Origin of the sequence: Picosynechococcus sp. NKBG042902 (assembly GCF_963864045.1) — a bacterium.
GTDB lineage: Bacteria > Cyanobacteriota > Cyanobacteriia > Cyanobacteriales > MRBY01 > MRBY01.
Genome location: NZ_CAWLTV010000070.1, coordinates 14003 through 34913, shown reverse-complemented (window position 1 = coordinate 34913; position 20911 = coordinate 14003). Strand labels below are relative to the sequence as shown.

At 51.0% G+C, this 20911-nt stretch carries 21 protein-coding genes and 1 pseudogene; 8 read left to right on the top strand and 14 right to left on the bottom strand.

Annotation, left to right across the window (positions count from 1 at the left end; genetic code table 11):
• Positions 1-231 precede the first annotated feature (231 nt).
• Positions 232-1065 (top strand): DUF3598 family protein, encoded by an 834-nt coding sequence (locus tag AACR41_RS08970; RefSeq protein ID WP_030006851.1) that lies wholly within the window; start codon positions 232-234, stop codon positions 1063-1065.
• Here AACR41_RS08970 and AACR41_RS08965 read toward each other — a convergent pair.
• Together AACR41_RS08965 and AACR41_RS08960 are read right to left on the bottom strand one after the other, a co-directional pair.
• On the bottom strand, positions 1028-2002 hold the full coding sequence (locus tag AACR41_RS08965; protein WP_030006850.1) for a CHAD domain-containing protein: 975 nt from the start codon (positions 2000-2002) through the stop codon (positions 1028-1030). The two genes, AACR41_RS08970 and AACR41_RS08965, sit on opposite strands and share 38 nt — an antisense overlap.
• Before the next feature lie 130 nt (positions 2003-2132).
• The gene (locus AACR41_RS08960; protein WP_030006849.1) at positions 2133-2537 is read right to left on the bottom strand and encodes a DUF4332 domain-containing protein; all 405 of its coding nucleotides are present in this window, start codon (positions 2535-2537) and stop codon (positions 2133-2135) included.
• 72 nt (positions 2538-2609) lie between these two features.
• On the opposite strand from AACR41_RS08960, the gene def reads away from it, so the two are divergent.
• From def to AACR41_RS08935, 5 genes and pseudogenes are all read left to right on the top strand, one after another.
• A complete protein-coding gene (def, locus tag AACR41_RS08955) occupies positions 2610-3173 on the top strand; it encodes a peptide deformylase (protein ID WP_030006848.1) in 564 nt (187 codons plus the stop codon).
• Positions 3174-3180: 7 nt separating this feature from the next.
• Positions 3181-3303 carry a hypothetical protein gene (locus tag AACR41_RS08950; protein ID WP_255447914.1) on the top strand — a complete coding sequence of 41 codons (123 nt, stop codon included), beginning with the start codon at positions 3181-3183 and terminating at the stop codon, positions 3301-3303.
• A gap of 472 nt (positions 3304-3775) precedes the next feature.
• Positions 3776-4642, top strand: coding sequence for a ferredoxin:protochlorophyllide reductase (ATP-dependent) iron-sulfur ATP-binding protein (bchL, locus tag AACR41_RS08945; protein ID WP_397427743.1), 867 nt, complete (start codon positions 3776-3778; stop codon positions 4640-4642).
• Positions 4643-4825: 183 nt separating this feature from the next.
• Complete coding sequence (locus tag AACR41_RS08940) at positions 4826-5179, top strand: DUF5331 domain-containing protein (RefSeq protein ID WP_012307942.1); 354 nt, start codon at positions 4826-4828, stop codon at positions 5177-5179.
• A 117-nt stretch (positions 5180-5296) separates the two neighbouring features.
• Positions 5297-6714, top strand: a pseudogene (locus AACR41_RS08935) (ferredoxin:protochlorophyllide reductase (ATP-dependent) subunit N).
• 56 nt (positions 6715-6770) lie between these two features.
• On the opposite strand, the gene AACR41_RS08930 reads toward AACR41_RS08935, so the two are convergent.
• Genes AACR41_RS08930 through AACR41_RS08915 form a run of 4 tightly spaced genes read right to left on the bottom strand, consistent with a single transcriptional unit; the run spans position 6771 to position 10584 of the window.
• On the bottom strand, positions 6771-8093 hold the full coding sequence (locus tag AACR41_RS08930) for a DUF3370 domain-containing protein (protein WP_030006846.1): 1323 nt from the start codon (positions 8091-8093) through the stop codon (positions 6771-6773).
• Between the two features lie 58 nt (positions 8094-8151).
• Entirely contained in the window at positions 8152-8994 is an 843-nt protein-coding gene (map, locus tag AACR41_RS08925; protein WP_030006845.1) for a type I methionyl aminopeptidase, read from the bottom strand.
• Complete coding sequence (locus AACR41_RS08920; protein WP_072007982.1) at positions 8991-10316, bottom strand: peptidoglycan-binding protein; 1326 nt, start codon at positions 10314-10316, stop codon at positions 8991-8993. Before AACR41_RS08920 ends, map begins: the two co-directional genes overlap by 4 nt.
• Complete coding sequence (locus tag AACR41_RS08915) at positions 10255-10584, bottom strand: hypothetical protein (protein WP_045441838.1); 330 nt, start codon at positions 10582-10584, stop codon at positions 10255-10257. The genes AACR41_RS08920 and AACR41_RS08915 overlap by 62 nt, the downstream gene beginning before the upstream one ends.
• Between AACR41_RS08915 and sbcD the strand changes: the two genes are divergently transcribed.
• Complete coding sequence (sbcD, locus tag AACR41_RS08910) at positions 10552-11778, top strand: exonuclease subunit SbcD (protein WP_030006842.1); 1227 nt, start codon at positions 10552-10554, stop codon at positions 11776-11778. The genes AACR41_RS08915 and sbcD overlap by 33 nt on opposite strands.
• A gap of 12 nt (positions 11779-11790) precedes the next feature.
• Here the strand turns inward: sbcD and AACR41_RS08905 are convergent, their stop codons facing one another.
• From AACR41_RS08905 to AACR41_RS08885, 5 genes are all read right to left on the bottom strand, one after another.
• Entirely contained in the window at positions 11791-13140 is a 1350-nt protein-coding gene (locus tag AACR41_RS08905; RefSeq protein WP_030006841.1) for a UDP-glucose dehydrogenase family protein, read from the bottom strand.
• A 28-nt stretch (positions 13141-13168) separates the two neighbouring features.
• Positions 13169-14098 (bottom strand): UDP-glucuronic acid decarboxylase family protein, encoded by a 930-nt coding sequence (locus AACR41_RS08900; RefSeq protein WP_030006840.1) that lies wholly within the window; start codon positions 14096-14098, stop codon positions 13169-13171.
• 66 nt (positions 14099-14164) lie between these two features.
• Entirely contained in the window at positions 14165-15655 is a 1491-nt protein-coding gene (locus tag AACR41_RS08895; RefSeq protein ID WP_030006839.1) for a BCD family MFS transporter, read from the bottom strand.
• Positions 15656-15703: 48 nt separating this feature from the next.
• Complete coding sequence (locus AACR41_RS08890) at positions 15704-16126, bottom strand: YraN family protein (RefSeq protein WP_030006838.1); 423 nt, start codon at positions 16124-16126, stop codon at positions 15704-15706.
• A gap of 9 nt (positions 16127-16135) precedes the next feature.
• Positions 16136-16654 carry a hypothetical protein gene (locus AACR41_RS08885; RefSeq protein ID WP_030006837.1) on the bottom strand — a complete coding sequence of 173 codons (519 nt, stop codon included), beginning with the start codon at positions 16652-16654 and terminating at the stop codon, positions 16136-16138.
• 248 nt (positions 16655-16902) lie between these two features.
• Here AACR41_RS08885 and blaOXA point away from each other — a divergent pair, with 248 nt between their 5' ends.
• Positions 16903-17673, top strand: a complete 771-nt coding sequence (gene blaOXA, locus AACR41_RS08880) for a class D beta-lactamase (protein ID WP_223209905.1) — start codon at positions 16903-16905, stop codon at positions 17671-17673.
• Positions 17674-18206: 533 nt separating this feature from the next.
• On the opposite strand, the gene AACR41_RS08875 is transcribed toward blaOXA, so the two are convergent.
• The 3 genes from AACR41_RS08875 to AACR41_RS08865 all read right to left on the bottom strand — a co-directional run bounded on the left by AACR41_RS08875 (position 18207) and on the right by AACR41_RS08865 (position 20870).
• A complete protein-coding gene (locus AACR41_RS08875) occupies positions 18207-19364 on the bottom strand; it encodes an aminotransferase class V-fold PLP-dependent enzyme (RefSeq protein ID WP_030006835.1) in 1158 nt (385 codons plus the stop codon).
• A gap of 40 nt (positions 19365-19404) precedes the next feature.
• Positions 19405-19962, bottom strand: a complete 558-nt coding sequence (locus AACR41_RS08870; protein WP_223209904.1) for a hypothetical protein — start codon at positions 19960-19962, stop codon at positions 19405-19407.
• Positions 19963-20075: 113 nt separating this feature from the next.
• Positions 20076-20870, bottom strand: coding sequence for a type 1 glutamine amidotransferase (locus tag AACR41_RS08865; RefSeq protein WP_030006833.1), 795 nt, complete (start codon positions 20868-20870; stop codon positions 20076-20078).
• Positions 20871-20911: the final 41 nt, after the last annotated feature.

Here is a 20911-nt window from a genome sequence, read left to right as displayed (position 1 = left end):
ACTATTTTTCGTGATTTTATTGTTGTTTTTTAGTCAAATATTTTTTAGTTAAGGTGCAACTAAAAGTAATTAAATCAAGGGGATAATGTCTTACATTAGGCGAAGGGATTAGAGCCATGCTGAAGCATTGTTAACCTTGACCTTCCCGCATGGATCCATGATGGAGTTGCTTTCCCTTTTCTTTCTCCGGCACAATAGAAGACCGTGCAGTTTAGTCAGGGAAACATAACGATGGCCAGTCAGTGGGAAAATTTTCTAAAAAATCTGGGGAACTGGCGCGGTTCCTTTGCGGGGGTCAATCTAGATGGCGAGATCACCACGGAAGTCCCCTCTATTTTGACCCTATCACTCATCGACGGGAACCGGGATAAGGTGCTGTTTACCCTGCGGCGCTTTGAAAATGGCGGCTATGACAGCGAACCCACCAGCAATATGTCCCAGGAGTTTACCGGATTGGGGCGGCACACGATGTTTTTCGATACGGGGTCTTTCTCGAAAGGTTCCATGTGTCTCTCGTCCATCTCATCGTTCATCGCCGAATATGGATTTATCAAAGGCGATCGCCGGATGCGGATGGTGCAAATGTATGGCGATGCCTTTACCTTCAATAAATTGGTCTTTATCCGAGAATTTCGCGAGGGAAGCAATGCCCAGGAACGACCACCACTGACTGTGGAACAACTTTTGGGTACCTGGGAAGCGGAATACCACGTTTACACCCCCGATCTCGATCCCCCCAAGATGCACCAGAGCCGCTTAACCCTCAGCAAAGAAGGCGATTATCTCCACCAGACCCTCGAATTAGAACACCAAGCCATCGCCTCTAAAGGACAGATCCAAGGCAACACAATCCGCTTCACGGAAGGCAGTACGCCCCGCAATCTGGTGCTATTACCCGATGGGGCTTCGATGAATGTGCCGCCCCAATTGGCCCAGCGGCAAGCTTTTTTTGTGGAAGCAGGTTGGCTCGTCAGCGACAACGAACGACAACGGATCATGCGCAATTACAATGACCGGGGTGAATGGGTTAGTTCGACGTTGATTTTTGAGCGACGGGTGGCCTAGGCTGCGGTTGGCAGAGGGTTTGGTGTAGTTGATAGCGGTATTCGGCGTCGAGAAATTGGTGCTGGAGTTTTGTCCACTGGTGCCAAGTCTGGTGGCGATTATCGTGGAAAATCTCACAGAGGGTAGGTAACTCCTGATCAAACGTTTTACCGAGGGCTTTTTCTAGAAATGCTTGCAGCACTGCATCATCCTGGAGCAAACCGATGAGGGTTTGGACTTTCTTAATCGCCTGGAGCTGATCGGCATAATCTTCGCCATAAAAAGGCGCAAAAATTTCCATGGTGTAGCGCGATCGCTTGGCGGCCTTGCGGAGGTCATGGAGAATTGGGCTGTCGGTTGCAAAAAGCGTTTCTAATTGTTTTTTGGAAAGCTTCTTCGGACTGTAACCGACCCACCAACCGGGATGGAGCAACAGTTCGCTGAGTTGGGGCAAGAGTAAATCCGGCAAGATCAGTTGAATATCCACCGAGGCGATCGCCTGATATTGGGGTTGATCTAACCAGGCCTGGGTCGCCCCTTTGAATTCCCCATAACGGGCCGAGTTGAGAAATTTCCGCACCTTAGTCAGTTGTTTTTGACGACGCTTGGCTAATTTTTTGAGGGCAATTTCGAGAATTGTGACTTCAACGGTCGGCAGTTGGGGCAGATATCGCTCCCGAAAAGTCAGGGTCATCACATCCACATCCCGCAACTTCCCCAAAACCCGACCATAACGGCCCACCTGTTTCGGGGTCAGAGCTTCCGGTAAAACCAGGGCAGGGGCAAACCCCAACAACACACTCCGCAAGCGCCGCATCCCCACCCGCATTTGGTGCAATTCTTCCGGATCACGGTCAGCTAAAACCCCCGCTTCGTGGCTGAGGATTTTTTTGTAATGCTTGGCGATCGCCTTATGTGCCCAATCGCCAAAACTTTGTGTTTGGGGTGGCTGCATCATTTATGCCCAAATCAATCTCACCACTTCGATCTTAAGAGGTGCAATTTTAAAACCCGATTAAGAACACACAAGGCTTAATGATTCTGGGTTGCAGTGTTTTTCCTCCCAAAGCAAAGCCCTAGTCCAATGTCTAAAGGAACTGTCGTGCTTCTGTCACCCATTGCTTGACCAACCCCAGGGGCGGCGCCAAATCCTTGCGCTGGAGATTTGCCACCTGTAACTTCATAATATTTTGGTGGAGTCGCGAAAAGGATGTTTGGGCAAGCTGATTTACCGATGCCACGCCACTGTGCAATACTAGGCCGCAATATTGTGTGCCAATACTCGGTACTCTCGCCAGATCCGCCAGGGCCACCCATTTCAAAACGTAATTGGGATGAATTTTGAGGCGACGGGCTAACTGTTGTTTTGCCTGGGGTGTGCGAGTAGCTAACAAAAGCTGATGGGTGGTGCGAATCCCTTGGGCGGCGAGTTGGGTCTGTTGTTCTTTGCTCAGGCCGGGTAACTCCGCAATCCGCCAATTACAGGAAGCCATAGGAATCCTTGTTAAAATGGAAGCACATGATATCAAGAAAAATTGTCGTTACCCTAAAACTTTAGAAAATTTATGACTGTTGGTATATCTGTCGAAAAAGGAAAGCAAGATACTCCTCCCTTAGAACTCCATTACCTCGGCGACAAAGTGCTACGCCAAAAAGCAAAACGCATCGCCAAAGTGGATGACGAAATCCGCACCCTGGCGAAGGAAATGCTGCAAACCATGTATTCTTCCCAGGGAATCGGTCTGGCTGCGCCCCAAGTTGGTGTTAATAAGCGTTTAATCGTCATTGATACCGATCCAGAAAATCCGGCCAATGAACCACTGGTTTTAATCAACCCTGAAATCAAAAAATTTGGACAACAGCTTTGTCCCTTTGAGGAAGGCTGTCTCAGCATTCCTGGGGTTCACTTAGATGTCATTCGCCCCGATGAAATTGAAGTAAGTTACCGAGATGAACAAGGTAAACCCAAACGTATCAAAGCTTCTGGCCTGTTGTCCCGGGTGATTCAGCATGAAATTGACCATCTCGATGGGGTGATGTTCGTCGATCGCGTCGAAAATGAAATTGCCCTCAGTAGCCAATTAAAACAACGGGGATTTGCCCTGAAATCGGTACAGCGCATCACCTAAATTTTTTTTGGCCTTTTCCACGTTTCAACATGACGGCAACTTAGTACTCTACGACGTTTGTGTGAGGCGATCGCCGTCCAGTGAGATAGACGTTCTGCCCCGTGAGGTGGTCGTCTTTTTTATTGCCTAATATTTGGCAAGGTTGCGTTTTGTATCAAACAGCGAAAAATTTACGTTTCGTTAGCAAATGCCTGGGGTAGTCCAGAAGGATCGTTGCCACAAACATTGTTTTGAATCTTAGATTTTACAAAAGACAGAAGCTGGCTTTCGTCTATGGAAGGCGATTCACCTACTGCGGGGATTGTGTGGGGGCATCAGATTTGGCGATCGCCTTTTTGGATAGAACCCGCATTTATACTCAGGTTTATTTGTAAATCTATTTTTTGTGTATTGTCTTTATTTATATAAACTAAAGACATAAATATTATCTTTGTAAAATATTTAGAGATTTTTACTGACTTTTAAACTTTTGAATGTCTATAAAAGCTTCCAAGTCTCTATAAGTCTGTTTGAATGCTAGATCCCAAACAGTCGCGCCTTTCCATTCCCCCAAGGATTGCCAATAATGCAGCTAACGGAATTTTTTAGGAGCACGCAATCCCATGACAATGACCCTCGCGGTTTACGGCAAAGGTGGCATCGGCAAATCTACCACCAGTTGTAATATTTCCGTCGCCCTCGCCAAACGCGGTAAAAAGGTTCTCCAAATTGGCTGTGACCCTAAGCATGACAGCACCTTCACTTTGACGGGCTTTTTGATCCCGACGATCATCGATACTCTCCAGGAAAAAGATTTTCACTACGAAGACATTTGGCCGGAGGATGTTATTTACAAAGGCTATGGCGGCGTTGATTGCGTGGAAGCAGGCGGGCCTCCGGCTGGGGCAGGCTGCGGCGGTTATGTGGTCGGGGAAACGGTCAAACTCCTGAAAGAACTCAATGCCTTCGATGAATACGATGTGATTTTGTTCGATGTGTTGGGAGACGTAGTTTGTGGGGGCTTTGCGGCACCACTCAATTACGCAGACTACTGTTTGATCGTGACGGACAATGGCTTTGATGCATTGTTTGCGGCGAATCGCATTGCGGCTTCTGTGCGAGAAAAAGCGCGGACGCACCCCCTCCGGCTGGCTGGCTTGATTGGGAACCGCACCTCGAAGCGGGATTTGATCGAAAAATATGTAAGCCATGTGCCGATGCCCGTGCTGGAAGTGTTGCCCCTCATCGAAGATATCCGGGTGTCGCGGGTGAAGGGAAAGACCCTCTTTGAGATGGCAGAAGGGGACTCGATGTTGGATTATGTCTGTGATTTTTATCTCAATATTGCCGATCAAGTCTTAGCGGCTCCAGAGGGAGTTGTGCCCAGCGAAGCTTCGGATCGGGAATTGTTTAGTTTGCTCTCGGATTATTATCTCAATCCGCCCGTCGAAAAGGCCCAGGAGGATGAGCTGGATCTAATGATGGTCTAGGCCAGAGGATGCTGGGCTTGGTCTCGAAATCGCTGATCCGACAATCGTTCACCTGGATCGTCCTCATGGGTTAAATTTTGCTTCAAAATAGAGGCGATCGCCCTAAACGGCACTAATGATCAAAAAAGGCGATCGCCAATGTCAAACAACCCTTGCAGTGGATTTACGAGGAGAGTAAATATTGTGAGCTTTTTCGAGCAAATTAAACCCAGCATCAAAACCAAATGGCTAGATTATTTTGAAAATAACCAAGACTGGCTAAATATCCTGATGGATCGTGGCGAATCTGTGGCGACCCCCGACGGTGGCCGCCGCCCCCAAGGTTCCGTGATTCTCGGTGCCATCAGCGCCAAGGAACCCCGCCTCGCCGAAAGTCTTTATCTGTTTTCTTTAGTTGAAGCGAATTTTGACACGATTGTTGATGTTTTAGGGCTAAACTTTGACCCACTCTTGGAACTCCGAAACCTAGAGGAAAAAGGAGCGGCAGCAAAACCAATGATTACGCCCCCAAGCCCAACCGTTTTACCCACCGAATAATTTCTCACCGTTTGCCCTTCATTTCTTTGGAGGGCATCCCCTGAGCAACAATCGTGTCACCCCATTTCTAATTCACCATTGCCAAAACTGTTTGCAAATCTATTTAGGAAAATTTTTATGACCGTTGCTCAAGAAACCCCGAACTTAACCTTTGATTGCGAAACAGGCAATTATCACACCTTTTGTCCGATCAGTTGCGTCGCTTGGCTTTATCAGAAAATTGAAGATAGCTTTTTCCTAGTCATCGGCACCAAAACCTGCGGCTATTTCTTACAAAATGCCATGGGCGTGATGATCTTCGCCGAACCCCGCTACGCCATGGCCGAACTCGAAGAGGGTGATATTTCTGCCCAACTCAACGATTACGACGAACTCAAACGGCTCTGTCTACAAATCAAGCGCGATCGCAATCCCAGCGTGATTGTCTTTATCGGTACCTGCACCACCGAGATTATCAAAATGGATCTCGAAGGCTTTTCGCCGCGCCTCGAAGAAGAAATCGGCATTCCCATCGTAGTCGCCCGTGCCAATGGCCTAGATTATGCTTTCACCCAAGGCGAAGATACCGTCCTCGCAGCAATGGCGAACCGTTGTCCCAGCGAACCCCCGGCCCCAGCAAAAGAAAAAGAAGAAGATGCTGCTGCCGCCACTCGCTTCCAAAAACTTTTGAATTTGGGCCTCAAAAAAAAGAAGACGCGCCCCCTGTGGCCACAGAACAAAAAGAGCATCATCCCTTAATTTTGTTTGGCTCTTTACCCGATCCCGTGGCGGCAAACCTAGAACACGAACTGAAGAAACAGGGCGTTAAAGTCTCTGGTTGGCTCCCCACCAAGCTCTATACAGAATTACCCGTTGTGCAAGAAGGCTATTACGTGGCGGGAGTGAATCCATTTCTCAGCCGCACTGCCACTACCCTGATGCGTCGCCGTAAATGTAAGCTCGTTGGTGCTCCTTTCCCCATTGGCCCCGACGGCACCAGAGCCTGGGTTGAAAAAATCTGCTCCGTGCTGGACATCGAACCCCAGGGCTTGGCAGAACGGGAAGCACAAATCTGGGAGAGTTTAGAAGACTATCTACAACTCATTCGCGGCAAATCGGTCTTTTTTATGGGGGACAACTTACTCGAAATTTCCCTTGCCCGGTTCCTAATTCGCTGTGGTATGACCGTCGCTGAAATTGGCATTCCCTACATGGACAAGCGTTACCAAAAAGCAGAACTGGATTTCCTCGCCCGCACCTGCCAAGAAATGGGAACGCCGATCCCCAAAATTGTCGAAAAACCCGACAATTACAACCAAATTCAACGGATTAACGCCCTGCAACCGGACTTGGTGATTACAGGCATGGCCCATGCGAATCCTTTGGAAGCGCGGGGAATCAATACGAAGTGGTCAGTGGAATTTACCTTTGCCCAGATTCACGGCTTTACCAATGCGCGGGATATTCTCGAACTGGTCACGCGCCCCCTACGCCGTAATACAAACCTCAAGGATTTGGGCTGGAATAAGTTAGTCCGCGAAGAAGTGCTCACCTGAATAACACCACAATTTGAGTGCTCAACAAAGAGAATCATCAAGACGATGGTTCTTTTTTATTGGGTTTTAACGGTTAAAACTTGAGGTGGCGTCGCATCAGGAGGATAGCGCAGTTGGATATTCACTAAACGGCGATCGCCTGGGGGCATTTCCAAGGTGACGAGGGGTTCCCCGGCTTGGCCACGCTTTTGTACGAGGTGGAAATAATCGGTACGCAAACGGCCCGTATCGTCTTTGTAGTTGACCCGCACTGGCCCCCGGAAAAAGGTCGCCGTCGGCAGGGGATCAAAAAAGCGCAAAGCCTCGTCGGTGACATCTTGTTTGATAGGAGTTTCAAGGGCGATCGCCACGGTTTGGGTTGCCTCGGTGGGATTGTGGAGGGGCAGGGTCAAATCGTAGAGCACCCCATAGTTGCCGTGGGCAGCATAGGCGGTATCAGGATAGCGACGCAACATTTCTGCCGTTTGGATCTGGGCCGAGCCATGGGTGCCGCCGACGAGGGTGCTAATGCCGTAGGAAAAAGCTTCCCCTGGGGCAGGAATCGTGAGATCCCAGGTGGGACTGTCATAAATTTGGGTTTTCCAAGTGCTGCCTTCAGAAACGCCAGCCACCCGACCATAGATTAGTCCCCCTGGAGCACCGGGAACGGAGGGAGGGCGATCGCGGGGGCTAGAGAGTTCCCCCATTTCTAAGAGCGCTTGCCATTCTGCCAGGGTGGGAGGCCGGAAATCACCTTGACCATCAGGTTTTTCAAAGAGGGCTAAACTCGCCACATAAACGGGGCCAGTGCTGGTTAGCTCCAGGTAGGTCGAACGGCCATTGAGGGGCGGTTCCAACTCCCGCACCGGAATCGGTAGATCAAAAATCATCTGGTAGCTCTGGGGGGCGATGGTCAACTGCTTCGGGAACTGTTCCTGGAGACGACGGCGCAGCAGATTATCCATTACCCGACTGCCCGGCCCGGCGTAAACATTCCCCCTCGGATTCGGCACTTGGGCATCGAGGGCAATAAAAGGGGCATCCGGTTGACTTAAATAACTGGCTCCATTGAGAAAATAAAGGGTAACGGGTTGATCGCTCGGATTGTAAGCGATCGCCCCAATGTGCAGACTGCGTAGATCCTCCGGGGAACCCTGGGCGACGTGGTGGGCAAACAGATCAAAGCGGCCTGAAAAAGGAAAATCTAGGTGGGCATCTGGATGGGTTTTGCCAGTGGCGGGAAATGTGGACAGCAGAATTCCTTCCCCCAACACCTTTTCTGGGCTGTTGCTATTAAACACAGGGATTTGGTCTAACTGCCCTGGTAAAACTCGTACTTCCTGGGGACGGACAATTTCGACTGGGGGCGGCGCTTGGGCAACAAAGAAGGGAAAAAACATACCAACATTCCACACACATTGCCGCCCATTGTATTGAGTTTTTTCGCTTTTTGGGTAATTACACCAGATCGCGATCCGTGAGGATTTCGTAGCCTGTTTCCGTCACCAGCACCGTATGTTCAAACTGGGCCGACAGGGACTTATCGGGGGTAATCACCGTCCATTTATCTTTGAGGGTAATGGTTTCCTTGGTTTTGGCATTGACAATCGGTTCGATCGCCAGCACCATGCCCGCTTCTAGGATGACATTGGGCAGGTCACGGGTACGGAAGTTAAACACCGATGGCTCCTCGTGGAGCGCTTGGCCGACCCCATGGCCTGTAAAATCTTCCACCACCTGGTAACCGTAGCTGTGGACATGGTCTTCGACGGCCCCGGCAATATCCAGGAGCGTATTGCCTGCTTTTACCTGCTCAATGCCTTTGTAGAGCGCTTCTTCGGCTGCCTGCATTAGCCGTTTGGCCTCTGGTTTAATCTTTTTGCCAACGCCGACGGTAATACAAGAATCGCCATGGTAGCCATTGAAGAAGGCCCCCGTATCGACTTTGACGATATCCCCTTGGTGGATGCGTTTATCGGCCCGGGGAATGCCATGGACAACTTCATCGTTGATCGAGATACAGATCGAACCGGGAAAACCGTAGTACCCTTTAAAGCTCGGTGTCGCGCCCATTTCGCGAATCCGCTGTTCGGCATAGGTATCCACTTCGAGGGTCGTCATCCCCGGCTTGATGATCTCACTCACTTCCTTAAGGACGGTGGCGACAATCCGCGCCGATTGCCGCATAATCGCAATTTCAGCGGCGGTTTTGATTTTGACTTTGCTTTTTTTACGGCGACGGGGGAGGCCCACTTGGGCTTTTTTGGGTTCGGGGATCAGAAGATTGAGTAACTGTTTCAATGGAGTACCTTGAAGAAATCAATGGCAGATTGGGCAATTATTGCGGCGGCGGGATCGAGATCCGCGACAATGCGCCGGGCATGGTAAAAATCTTGGCGATCGCCATTGAGGTAATCGTCTAATTTTTGGCCCGTAAACGAACCGTCGCGTAGCCCCAGCACGAGGATGCTCGCCGCGAGGTGAGGTTCAGCAGCAAAGTCTGGGTGATCGACAAGGTTAACCCCGGTGCGATCGCCCCACCGGGTATAGTTTAACCGACCCGCAATTTTTACGAAGCCCCGGCCCTGGTAGCGCAGTCCATCGCCCGGTTGGATATTCCCCAAATCGCGGCGACTTTCGAGGGTTGAGTCTGGGGTCGGCTCCACAAGACTGGTACCAAAATTCCCTGCATGGCCCGCCGTAGCGAGAATATAAGCCACTTGAGTCGGTTCAATGATCCCGCAACGTTGGCAGGTTTCTAAAAGCATCGGGATCGTTTTGCGGGCGGCATCCTGATGGGGATGATTTTCTAAGGAGGCAATCAGGCGATCGCCATAGCTTTTGAGGGGGCGTAGGGGCAGATAAACTTCCACCCATTGATTCAAAAGCGTCATCCAAGTTTGAGCACCAACGACGCCATCAATGGTTAATTCTGCAATCATCTGAAAGCGTTTAACCGCCTGTTCGGTTTGGGGGCCAAAGTGACCATCAATGGGGAAATGCTCCAGGGACAGCAGCCGCTGCAACAAGCGTTGTAAATAGCGCACCGAGGCGTGGAGTTGAGGCGTCGCTAAACCATCGCCCAAGTGAAGGATGGGATATTTGCGGTCACTGGCTTGGAAGTCCCCAGTGGCAAAATGTTGCAAATCAGCATATTTTTTGGCGATCGCCTCTTGATCCCAAACGAATTTCTCCAAAGCTTCCCAGGTGGACAGCCCCACAATGCCGTCGGCCACCAGTTTTTGGCGCACCTGAAAAAACTTCACCCCATTTTCCGTTTGCCGACCAAACTTTCCGTCCAGCTTAGCCGTTTCTGGGATAAATAAACCCCGTTGCAGCAATTTTTGCAGGTAATATACGGCCTGCTGTTGGGGCGAAATTTCAAAGCCAGCCCCCCGGCGCAACAGAAGCTTTTCGGGCCGATCTTGTTGTAAAAGGGAAGTGGCTTCTGGGGCCTGTTCGGAGGGAGGTTCAGCCGTCGCGGGAGAAGCTAAAAATAATTGTTGGTAACGTTCAATGGTTTGCCAGGTGCGGGGATCAACGGTGCCTGTTTTCGGCAATTTATTCGCCCGTTGAAATGACCGCACCGCCGCTTCCGTGGTGCGCCCAAAAAATGCCGTCAATCACCGCTGAACGGGGTAAAAATCCGGCGGCCCGCAAAAAAGCTTGCAAATAACCCACATCATCATTGGCGATCGCCTGGCATTGCAGTTGCCGGGGGCGTTTGAGGGAGGGACGTTCACAGACAGTGGTGGCGGACTCACGGTGACGCTTCATATTATGATTGGGGGTGATGGGAGGGGCGATCGCCTTCCATTGTAAGAAATGAAAAATTAGGCCATCCAAACTACCGCCACCATGTTCAGAATTCTTCACTTCGCCGATATCCATATGGGCAGCGGTTTTTCCCATGGCCGGGTGAACCCAGAAACCGGACTCAATTCCCGCCTCGAAGATTTTGAGCAGACCCTAGGTCTCTGTATCGACCGGGCGATCGCCGACCCCGTAGACCTCGTTATTTTTGCTGGGGATGCCTTCCCCGATGCCACCCCCGCCCCTTACATTCACGAAGCCTTTGCGGGACAATTTCGCCGCCTCGTCGCCCACAATATCCCGGCGGTGCTTGTCGTCGGCAACCATGACCAATATTCCCAAGGCAATGGGGGCGCCAGTTTAAATATCTATCGCACCCTGGCGGTGCCTGGTTTTATCGTGGGCGATCGCCTCCGCACCCACACCCTCGAACTGCCCAAAGGCCCCCTGCAAATCATTACCCTGCCCTGGCTGAACCAAGCCACCCTCCTCACCCGGCAACAAACCGAAGGCAAAACCCTCAACGAAATCCACCAGATCCTCCTTCAGAAACTCGAACCGATCCTCGAAGCAGAAATTCGTCGCCTCGATCCCGAAATCCCCGCGATCCTGGTGGGTCATCTCATGGCCGACCGCGCCAACCTGGGGGCCGAGCGCTTCCTCGCTGTAGGCAAAGGCTTTAATATTCCAGTGGCCTTCTTGAACCGTTCCGAACTTGATTATGTAGCCCTCGGCCATGTGCACCGCCACCAAAACCTCAACCCCAGCAATGATCCCCCCATCATCTATCCTGGCAGTATTGAACGGGTTGATTTTAGCGAAGAAAAAGAAGCAAAGGGCTATGTTTTAATCAACCTCCGCAAAGGTCAAGCGGATTGGGAATTTGTGCCCCTCCCGGCCCGGGCATTCCGCACGATCAAAATTGATGTAAGCGACGTAGACGAGCCAGAAACCGCGATTCTCGACGAAATTGCACAGGTTTCGATCACCGATACCGTTGTCCGTCTCATCTACAAAATTCGTCCCGAACAAACAGAACTCATCGACCAACGTGCCCTCAGAAAAGCCCTCAAAGCCGCCCACCAAGCTTCCATTCAAGCGGAATTGGTGAGCCAACTGTCCCGGCCCCGTCTACCGGAACTGGGCATTGGTCAATCCCTCGATCCGATGAATGCCCTAGATACTTACCTCACGAACCGCGAGGATTTACAGGATATTGCCCTGGCTATGCGCGAAACCGCCACAGAACTGATGTCACAAACCTCAACTTGAAGCTTACAACACTTAATGGCCAATGCCCACATAGCGGAACCCCAGGGCTTCGAGGGCGTCTCGGTCGAGGAAATTCCGGCCATCGATAATCAACCGATTTTGGAGGCGATCGCCTAACTGTCCATAGTCGAGGTGCAAAAATTCTTGCCAGTCTGTGACTAAAACCAGAGCATCACAGGTATCTGCTAACATTTCTGGGCTATTTTCAATCAATACGCCCGAAAGACCGTGACTAATGCCATTTTGGGACACAATCGGATCGTAGGCTTTTACCCGTGCTCCTAGACGATTAAGTTCTGCAATCAGCTTCAGGGATGGAGCGTCGCGCATATCATCGGTGTCTGGCTTGAAGGTTAACCCCAACAAACCAATGGTTTTCCCCTTAAGAATTTTCAATTCCTGTTGAAGCTTTTCGACGACGATTAATTTTTGCCGATTATTCACCGTCACTGCCGCTTCGAGGAGTTGCGCTTGGTAGCCATAATCTTCGGCAGTGTGTACTAAAGCGGCCACATCTTTCGGGAAACAGGAACCGCCCCAACCCAAGCCTGCCTGGAGAAATTTATTGCCAATGCGACTATCGAGGCCGATGCCCTTCGCCACCTGGAGAATGTCTGCCCCCACGCGATCGCACACATTCGCCACTTCATTAATAAAGCTAATTTTCGTTGCAAGGAAAGCATTGGCGGCATATTTAATCATTTCGGCGGAATTTAGGTCAGTTTCCACCACCGGAATCGGTTTGGGATGTTCTGGCGCGCTAAATTGCCCTTGGATGAGGGGATCATAAAGCTGTTTCATCAAGGCGATCGCCTTGGAGTTGCTACTACCTAGAACAATGCGATCGGGGTTAAAAGTATCGAAAATTGCTGACCCTTCCCGCAGAAATTCGGGGTTACTAACCACATCAAACTGCACCGTATGGCCGTTTTGTTTCTGTTTGACTCCATCGAGGACAATCATCCGCACCCAGTCCCCCGACCCAATCGGAACCGTTGATTTGTTAACAATTACTTTGTAACTATCGGCGGGTAAATGTTCACCAATACCCTTCGCCACGGCCTCCACATAGCGGGTGTCGCTTTCCCCCGTTGGCAAGGCTGGGGTACCCACAGCGATAAACAGAATTTCCCCATGATTGACACCAAAACTGAGGTCTGTACTAAACTGCAAGCGTCCGGTGGCCATTTCTTGCTGCATTAGTTCCGCTAGACCGGGTTCATAAATCGGCGATCGCCCCGCCTGCATGAGCTTGATTTTCTGCTCATTATTATCAATACAGATGACATCATGGCCCATATGCGCCAGGCAAACCCCTGTGACCAAGCCCACGTAACCCGTTCCAATTACACAAACTTTCATCGCAATTTCTAGTGTTGTTGTCCGTAAATTATTCTGCGAGGCGATCGCGGAAATAGGCGATCGTTTTTTCTAAGCCCACCTTGAGGGGCACCGTCGGCTGCCAATCCAAGTAGGTTTTAGCACGGGTAATGTCCGGTTGCCGTTGACGCGGATCATCCTGGGGCAGCGGCTCAAAGACCACCTCAACATCAGGATTGACCATATTCTGAATCGTTTGGGCCAACTCCAAAATCGTGTACTCATCGGGATTCCCTAAATTGACAGGGCCGATAAAGTCTCGGTTCATCAAACGAATCAAACCTTCGACCAAATCACTTACGTAGCAAAAACTCCGGGTTTGGGAACCATCCCCATAGACCGTCAGTGGTTTGTCTTGCAAGGCTTGGACGATAAAGTTACTCACTACCCGCCCATCATTCGGCAACATATTGGGGCCATAGGTATTAAAAATTCGGGCGACACGGATATCAACATTATTAGAGCGGTGGTAATCAAAAGCCAGGGTTTCCGCCATCCGCTTCCCCTCGTCGTAACAGGAGCGAACCCCAATTGGATTCACATTGCCATGGTAAGTCTCGGGCTGGGGATGAACTTCTGGATCGCCATAAACTTCTGAGGTGGACGCCAACAGAATTCTCGCTTTGACCCGTTTGGCTAACCCCAACATATTTAGGGTGCCCATGACGTTGGTTTTAACGGTTTTAATGGCGTTGAACTGGTAATGGATCGGTGAGGCAGGACAAGCGAGGTGGTAAACCTGATCCACTTCGAGGCGGATCGGTTCGGTGATGTCGTGGCGCACCATTTCAAAGTAGGGGTTGCCAATCCACTGCAACAGGTTATGCTTGCGGCCTGTGTAAAAGTTATCGAGGCAAATGACTTCATGGCCTTCGGTCATCAGGCGATCAATGAGATGGGAGCCGATGAACCCTGCGCCGCCGGTCACTAGAATTCGCATGGTTAGTTCTGGAACGATGACTGTTCAGATGGTTTTCCTAACGGTAGCGAGAGATAGACACTTTGTCTAGCCATCTAGTTCTCCTTCGAGGATCGTGGCGATCGCCTGCCTGGTATTTTCTTTGAATTCGCGGATATTCACGTTATTGAGAATAAAAATGGCACTGAACATCCCCACGGCTTGGAGCACAAAAACAGAACTGTAGGCCAAGAGGGGGGTTTGAAAAATTGCCCGCCCAATATCTAACACGACTCCCCCCATTAAAGTGGCGATCGCCCGGGACATCGCTTGGGCCAGCGCCCAGGTGCCAATGAAAGTACCAGCGGTTTCGGCGGCGGTGAGATCAAGCATTAAACTAATCGCGCCAATGGTGCCGATCCCCGTGGCCATCCCAAAGAGGACGAGGGCATATCTGAGGATCTGGGGCTGTTGGGTGAACCCTGCCAAAATAATTAAAAAGAAACAAGCCGCTGTGAGCAAACAACCTAAACGGGCAGTATTTTTTTTCCCCAGGCGCGGCACCACCAAAAATCCGGTCACGCTATAGCCCACGAGAACACCGATCCCCCAGTAGGAATTGAGCAGGGTACTTTCGCCGATGGACATCCCAAACACTTCACCGCCATAGGGCTCCAGCACCGCTTCTTGCATAAATAGGCTGATTGTAAAAGTTACCAGAAAGCTAAAGAAAATGGCTGTTTGTGGACTGCTACGGACGACTTTAATAGAATCCCGAAAGGTGATTTGGTCTTCCCGCGTTGTGGGGGCAGTCCGTCGACTAAAGCGAGAATATTTGCGTTCGATCCCAAGGATACCGAGTAGCCCCAAACCAAAGGCGATCGCCGGCACGACTAGAAAGAGAGAATTAATTGGCCCCTGTAAACTTTCGATGGGCGTATTCAGGAGCTTTTCCCCTTGGGTGATAATTGCCCCGGCATTGGCCCCCAGGATGACCCCGGCCTGTTGCACCTGATCGAGGAAAATACTGCCACTGATCCCGCCAATCACAACCCCCAACAGCAACATTGACCAGACCACCGCCACAATTTTTGAGCGGTTATTTTCATCGGAAATATCCACCAACAGCGCCGTAAAAGGAGTGGACGTAGAGCTCAGGGCAAGGCCATAAAAACCGAGCACTGCCCCCAGGGCGATCGCCCATAGCAACATCTCCCCAGACCAGGCCCAGCCGCCATTTTCCCGCACCGCTAGGGCCAACTGCCAGACAATTTGTACCGCCACAAAAACCGCCGAACCGAACAACACCGTCCCAATCCAGACATAACCACTGCGGTGGAGCTTAAAAATCTTTTTGCTGTCGGACAGTTGCCCGAACCACACCCGCGCGGGGGCCATAAATTGTGGTACCGCCAAAGCCCCTGCCGTCACCGTCGCCGGAATATCCAGCTCACTAATCATCACCCGGTTGAGTACCGCCAGGGTCAACACCGCCATCAGACCCAAGCCCAGATTAAAAAGTCCCAGGCGAAACATGGTAAAGGGACCAACAGTGGGTAAATTTTGCGCGGAGGTGGGGCTAAGTTCAGAAGTGGTCATGGGGCGATCGCCACAGGGCTTTAAGAATCACGGAAAACACCCTACATTCTAGGACGCATCGGCCTCGAATGCCCCTTCCAAGTAAGTATCTAGGCGGAAATCCTGGGGAAAGGTTGCAGTTTTGCTGTAGGTGACAAGGGCCACATCAAAGCGACAACCGTAGGTTTCATATTGGGGAAAATTGCCGAGAAATTGCATCGCCGCCCGGATAGTTTTGCGTTGTTTGCTGGGGGTGATCGCCAGTAAGCCTTGACAATCCAAGCTGTGCTGTCGTCGGGTTTTGACCTCTACAAAAGCGAGAATTTTTGTCTGGGCATGGAACGCCACCAGATCCAATTCTCCCCAACGACAGCGCCAACGGGTTGCGACAATTTGCCAACCTTGGCTTTCGAGGTGCTGCTCTACAAAAAGCTCTCCCTGTTCACCAACAGCGAGGGCCGCTAATTTTTTGGGTGGGGGCGTATCGGCCATGGTAGAGGCTTACATCCCTCCAGATTCTGAATAGCCCTGGAGATTTTCCGGATTTTGTTCCTGGAGGAGCCGGGTCACCAAATCGCGGTATTTGTTCAACTCATATTTATAAATCACGAGGTATTTCCCAGCATTGAGTCGATTGCGATAGGGTAGGGCATCGCCACTCTCCACCGCCAAGCCAACGGTTGTGCCAACGAAATAGCTCCCCATGGCCCCGCCAACAGCCCCAGCGAGACCCCCAACAATATGATTACCCGGTGTACCAGCCCAGGCGAAGGTATCTAACCCCGTAATGTAATCGAAGACAAAACCCCCAAAGAAACCGAAGGGGATTAGCCAATAGGCCATCAATTTTGCTCGCTTGCGCCCCTGCTTAGAGGGATCGATAAAGCCAAATTCATCGGCGGTTTGGTAGCCTTGACCAACGATGGCCAGACTTTTGGTGGGAACTTTAGCTTTTTCCAGTTGGGTATAGGCTTCTTCGGCGGTCATACGGTCTGGGAATACGGCGATCAGATAATTCATAGCAACGACAAACCAATGGAATCTTCAAAGTTTGATTGTAGGCGATCGCCTTGAATGATTCTTTGGGAACATCGACAAACAAGGCATGAAACCAAATTCAACGTAACTCTTTGGCCCTAGGATGAAGTGATAAGCGATTACCCTGTGCAATTATGCCTGCCTTGATCCCCCTCCGAACCGTAGCATTGCTGATAGGAACCTCCTTATCCTTCATGGGGATATACACCCTGTCTAACAATTCACCAGGATTGGCAGTAGCGCCCCCGTCCCTTACCACAGTATCGGAGACGGTTGATTTCCAGCAGCATTTCCAAGCCCTAAGGCTGGAGGGATCGATTCTAATCTACGATCTGAAAGCCAACCAGACTTTTCAGTACAATGCCCACCGCAACCGCACCGCCTTTCCGGTCGCGTCAACTTTTAAAATTCCCAATTCCTTGATTGCCCTCGAAACAGGAGTCATTCCCCATGAGCTGGCGTTGCTCACCTGGGATGGGATTACGCGGGAATTACCGGTGTGGAATCGAGATCTGAATCTCAAGGAAGCCTTTAAACATTCGGCGGTGTGGTTTTACCAAGTCCTCGCACGGCGGACGGGCCATAACCGGATGAAACAGTGGATCGAGGCGATCGCCTATGGTAATCAAACCATTGGCACTCCAGAGAATATTGATCAGTTTTGGCTTAATGGCACATTACAAATCACCCCCCAAGGTCAAGTGGACTTTTTGCGCCGTCTCTATGCCAATGAATTACCTTTTTCGGAAAAGGCGATCGCCATGGTCAAGGAAATCATGATCGCTGAACAAACCCCCAATTACACGATTCGAGCCAAAACAGGCTGGTTTGGTTTTGGGAACCCCGGAGTTCAGAATATCGGTTGGTATGTGGGCTATGTGGAACGGGGCGATGATGTGTACTTTTTTGCGACCAACATTGATATCAATAGTCCCCAAGATGGTTCCGCTCGCCTGGAGGTTACCCGTCGCTGTTTACAGGAATTGGGGATTTTGCCTTGACCGCTTCCGCCCTTCAGCGTGGCAATTGATCAATCGGCTGTATTCTTTCCACCGCACCATGCTGTCCCAGGCAACTACAGGTTTGTCCGCCAGAGTTCTGTGGCGATGTGCTGCTGGATAGATAGCCATGATAACGACAATAGTCGTGACAACGTTCTTGTGGAGATTTGGGGCCGAGGTTGCCATTACCCAACTGATGGAGCAAGATAATCGCGATTGGTAGTAAGGTTGCCCATAGAGATAGCCAAAGGTGTTTGCTTTTAAACCCTGACCTCGCCTCTAATTTTTTGCCGACACGGTAGCCCGCTACGGTAATTGTTAGCCATGAGCCAGAGAATATTAACAAAAACAAGACAGATATCAACGGCTCTATCCACGTTGGCCATGGATTGTCGCCAAAGACATATAACCAGAGTATTCCGAGGACAGTACCCATTATGATCCAAGTACCCAGTAGAGAGACAGAGAAGCCAGGTAATAGGAACAATAATGAGTAAATATAGCGCTGTTTCATGTAAAAGGTTTTGGGAGCCTCAGGTGAGGGTGGTGAGGGCGATCGCCAATTGGTCGATGTCTGCGGTGGTAGTGAAGTAGTGTGTACAGGCGCGGATACAGTCCGGAAAGCGGATCGTCCGGAGACAAAACCCCTGGGCTTCGAGGGCCTTGACAATATCACTGTGGCTTTGGGCGGTATCGACTTGAAAGGAGACTAACCCCGAAGCGGGTGGCGTAGCCTTGAGACATTGCACCTGGGGGAGCGCGTTGAGTTTTTCCCAACAGTAGGCACTGCGATCGCAGATTTGTTGATAACGGCTGGCCGTATCACCCCATTGTTGATGGAAATGGATCGCCTCCATTAAGCCAACGTAGAGAGGATAAGCGGAAGTTGCGACTTCATAACAGCGGGCATCCTGGGCAAGGGCCACTTCAGTTGTTGTCTCCCACTGGGTTACCCCCCGCCAGCCAATAAAGGTCGGTCGATGCTGGGCGATCGCCTCGGTGGAAATATAAAGTCCGCCGACCCCAGCCGGGCCGCACCACCACTTATGACCCGTAAAGGCATAGAAATCGACCCCCAACCCTGGCAAATCGAGGGGCAGCATCCCGAAGGATTGGGCCGCATCCACCAGCACCAGGATATTTTGGCTATGGCAGAGGGTACAAATTTCCTTTAAAGGCAATATCTGGCCTGTATTCCAAAAAAGATGGCTAATCACCAAGAGGCGAGTTTGGGGGGTTAAATGTTGGGCGATCGCCGCCGTAGGATCACCACCATTGAGGGTGTCGAAGAGGGGACAGATGCGAATCTTCACATCGAAGCGGGCCGCAATCTCCTGGACAATGCCGACAATGCCTGGATGTTCACAATCACCGAGGAGGATTTCGTCCCCCGGTTGCCAGTCGATTCCCCAGAGGGCAATGTTGCAGCCAGCAGTTACATTTTCGGTGAGGGCAATATTTTGGGGTTGAGCCTGGAGTTCAGCGGCGATCGCCCCCCGCAATTTTTGAATGATGCCCGTTTCCCATTGACCCTGGGCGAGGGAAAAAGGCCCCTGGCGATCGCCCTGGTGATAACTGTCGAGGATGGCATTAAGGCTCGACTGGGGTAACGGCCCCTGGCCACCGTAGTTAAAGTAAGTTTTGTGGGCGAGGGCAGGAAACTGTTGGCGATGTTGGTGCAGATCGGGCATGGGAGAATGAATTAAATTATGGGGGTAAAAATGAACAGGATTATTGCTGGGGCGAAAATTGACGGGTATTGGGATCGTAGCGCCAGGAAATATTATCGGGATCTTTAGCCTGACTCCATTCAGCAAAATTATCACGGCCCCGGCGTTTACGGAGGGTGCTGGGATGTACGGAAAAACGTTTCGCGAGTTCCGTTTGAATCATCGGTGCTGGCGGTGATTTTGGAGTTAAGGGTGGTGGCGTGGGTTCCTGGGGATCTGGCTCTGGGATTTCGGGATCACTGCCATTGAACATACTGCCCAGGGCACCGCTCGTCAAAAAATAATAAACAATGCCTGTTTTTTGATAAACCACAGCCTGGGCGGCGTACTCCTTTGCTTTGCGTTCGAGAAACCAACGGACATCATTCCCCGATAAGCCCGTAGCAAGGGTTAAGTCGGCTACGGTAATTTTCCCTTGGTTGGCTTCGATCAGGCGACGGAAATCGGGGGTGAGGGTGATTGAGAGTTGTTGCCAGCGGTACTGTTGCCAGAGATACCAGGCCACCACACAGGCGATCGCCACCACACAGATCGTCCAAACACTGAAAAAAACAGTCATTAACAGGGTGCAGGGAATGATCAGGATCAAGGGGCTTTTCGCATCTTTCTCCATTGGTTTTGTCAGGCAGTGCTGGTGAGAAGGGTCTACTTGCTAAGTTTAAACGGGGTTGCTTAAATGGGGCTGCTCGATACAGACAATGTGAGGCGCTGGAACATGGTCTGGCGTGCTTGGCGGGCCAGTTGATCATCGAGGGGATCAAGGTGAATTTCGGTGTTGTACTTCCGTTCCAGGGCTTTTTCGAGGAGCCAATCGGCCAGGAACGGATTTTTCGGTAGCAGTGGCCCGTGGGAATAGGTGGCGATCGCCTTTTGGTAGAACGCCCCTTCCCAACCATCTTCGCCGTTGTTACCGTAGCCCTTGAGGACTTTTCCTAGGGGTTGCACCTCTCCTAAGTAAGTACGCCCACCGTGGTTTTCAAAGCCGATGGCAATGGGGCGATCGCCGAGCTTGACCTTTAATTCTGTGGCGAGGGGTTCAGCGGTGATTTCAAAGGCGACATTCCCGATGCAACGTTTTGCCCCAAAGCCCGGATGCTTGCTGACAAGATCTAAAATGCCGAGACCTTCGATGCGTTGGCCGAGGGCAGGTTCATAATATTTACCGAGCAGTTGTGGTGAACCGCAGGTGAAGACGCCTGGCACCTGATCCGCGATGAGGGCTTTTAATTGTTCGGCCTTGGCCCCCTGGAGATCCCGCATGACAATCTCCTGCTGGCGGTCTTGGGCGCCGCCGCCCACAATCAGATCGACCTCTTCCCAAGCGTTTAGGGGCGCTTCTTTATCGAGGGGGATCACGTCAACGGTAATCTGTCGCCATTGGGCGCGTTTTTCTAGGCAAATCACATTACCGCGATCGCCATAGGTGCCCATGAGGGTGGGGTAAAGCCAGCCGAGCTTGAGGTGCATCGTCATTGAGCCATTCACCGAAAAAAAGAATGCCCCTTATC

What these genes read in the sequence shown, in the direction of transcription:
- AACR41_RS08970 (WP_030006851.1), top strand. Translation starts at nt 232, where the DNA reads ATGGCCAGTCAGTGGGAAAATTTTCTAAAAAATCTGGGGAACTGGCGC.
- AACR41_RS08965 (WP_030006850.1), bottom strand. Translation starts at nt 2,002, where the DNA reads ATGATGCAGCCACCCCAAACACAAAGTTTTGGCGATTGGGCACATAAG.
- AACR41_RS08960 (WP_030006849.1), bottom strand. Translation starts at nt 2,537, where the DNA reads ATGGCTTCCTGTAATTGGCGGATTGCGGAGTTACCCGGCCTGAGCAAA.
- def (WP_030006848.1), top strand. Translation starts at nt 2,610, where the DNA reads ATGACTGTTGGTATATCTGTCGAAAAAGGAAAGCAAGATACTCCTCCC.
- bchL (WP_397427743.1), top strand. Translation starts at nt 3,776, where the DNA reads ATGACAATGACCCTCGCGGTTTACGGCAAAGGTGGCATCGGCAAATCT.
- AACR41_RS08930 (WP_030006846.1), bottom strand. Translation starts at nt 8,093, where the DNA reads ATGTTTTTTCCCTTCTTTGTTGCCCAAGCGCCGCCCCCAGTCGAAATT.
- sbcD (WP_030006842.1), top strand. Translation starts at nt 10,552, where the DNA reads ATGTTCAGAATTCTTCACTTCGCCGATATCCATATGGGCAGCGGTTTT.
- AACR41_RS08915 (WP_045441838.1), bottom strand. Translation starts at nt 10,584, where the DNA reads ATGGATATCGGCGAAGTGAAGAATTCTGAACATGGTGGCGGTAGTTTG.
- AACR41_RS08905 (WP_030006841.1), bottom strand. Translation starts at nt 13,140, where the DNA reads ATGAAAGTTTGTGTAATTGGAACGGGTTACGTGGGCTTGGTCACAGGG.
- AACR41_RS08900 (WP_030006840.1), bottom strand. Translation starts at nt 14,098, where the DNA reads ATGCGAATTCTAGTGACCGGCGGCGCAGGGTTCATCGGCTCCCATCTC.
- AACR41_RS08895 (WP_030006839.1), bottom strand. Translation starts at nt 15,655, where the DNA reads ATGACCACTTCTGAACTTAGCCCCACCTCCGCGCAAAATTTACCCACT.
- AACR41_RS08890 (WP_030006838.1), bottom strand. Translation starts at nt 16,126, where the DNA reads ATGGCCGATACGCCCCCACCCAAAAAATTAGCGGCCCTCGCTGTTGGT.
- AACR41_RS08885 (WP_030006837.1), bottom strand. Translation starts at nt 16,654, where the DNA reads ATGAATTATCTGATCGCCGTATTCCCAGACCGTATGACCGCCGAAGAA.
- AACR41_RS08875 (WP_030006835.1), bottom strand. Translation starts at nt 19,364, where the DNA reads ATGCCCGATCTGCACCAACATCGCCAACAGTTTCCTGCCCTCGCCCAC.
- AACR41_RS08870 (WP_223209904.1), bottom strand. Translation starts at nt 19,962, where the DNA reads ATGACTGTTTTTTTCAGTGTTTGGACGATCTGTGTGGTGGCGATCGCC.
- AACR41_RS08865 (WP_030006833.1), bottom strand. Translation starts at nt 20,870, where the DNA reads ATGCACCTCAAGCTCGGCTGGCTTTACCCCACCCTCATGGGCACCTAT.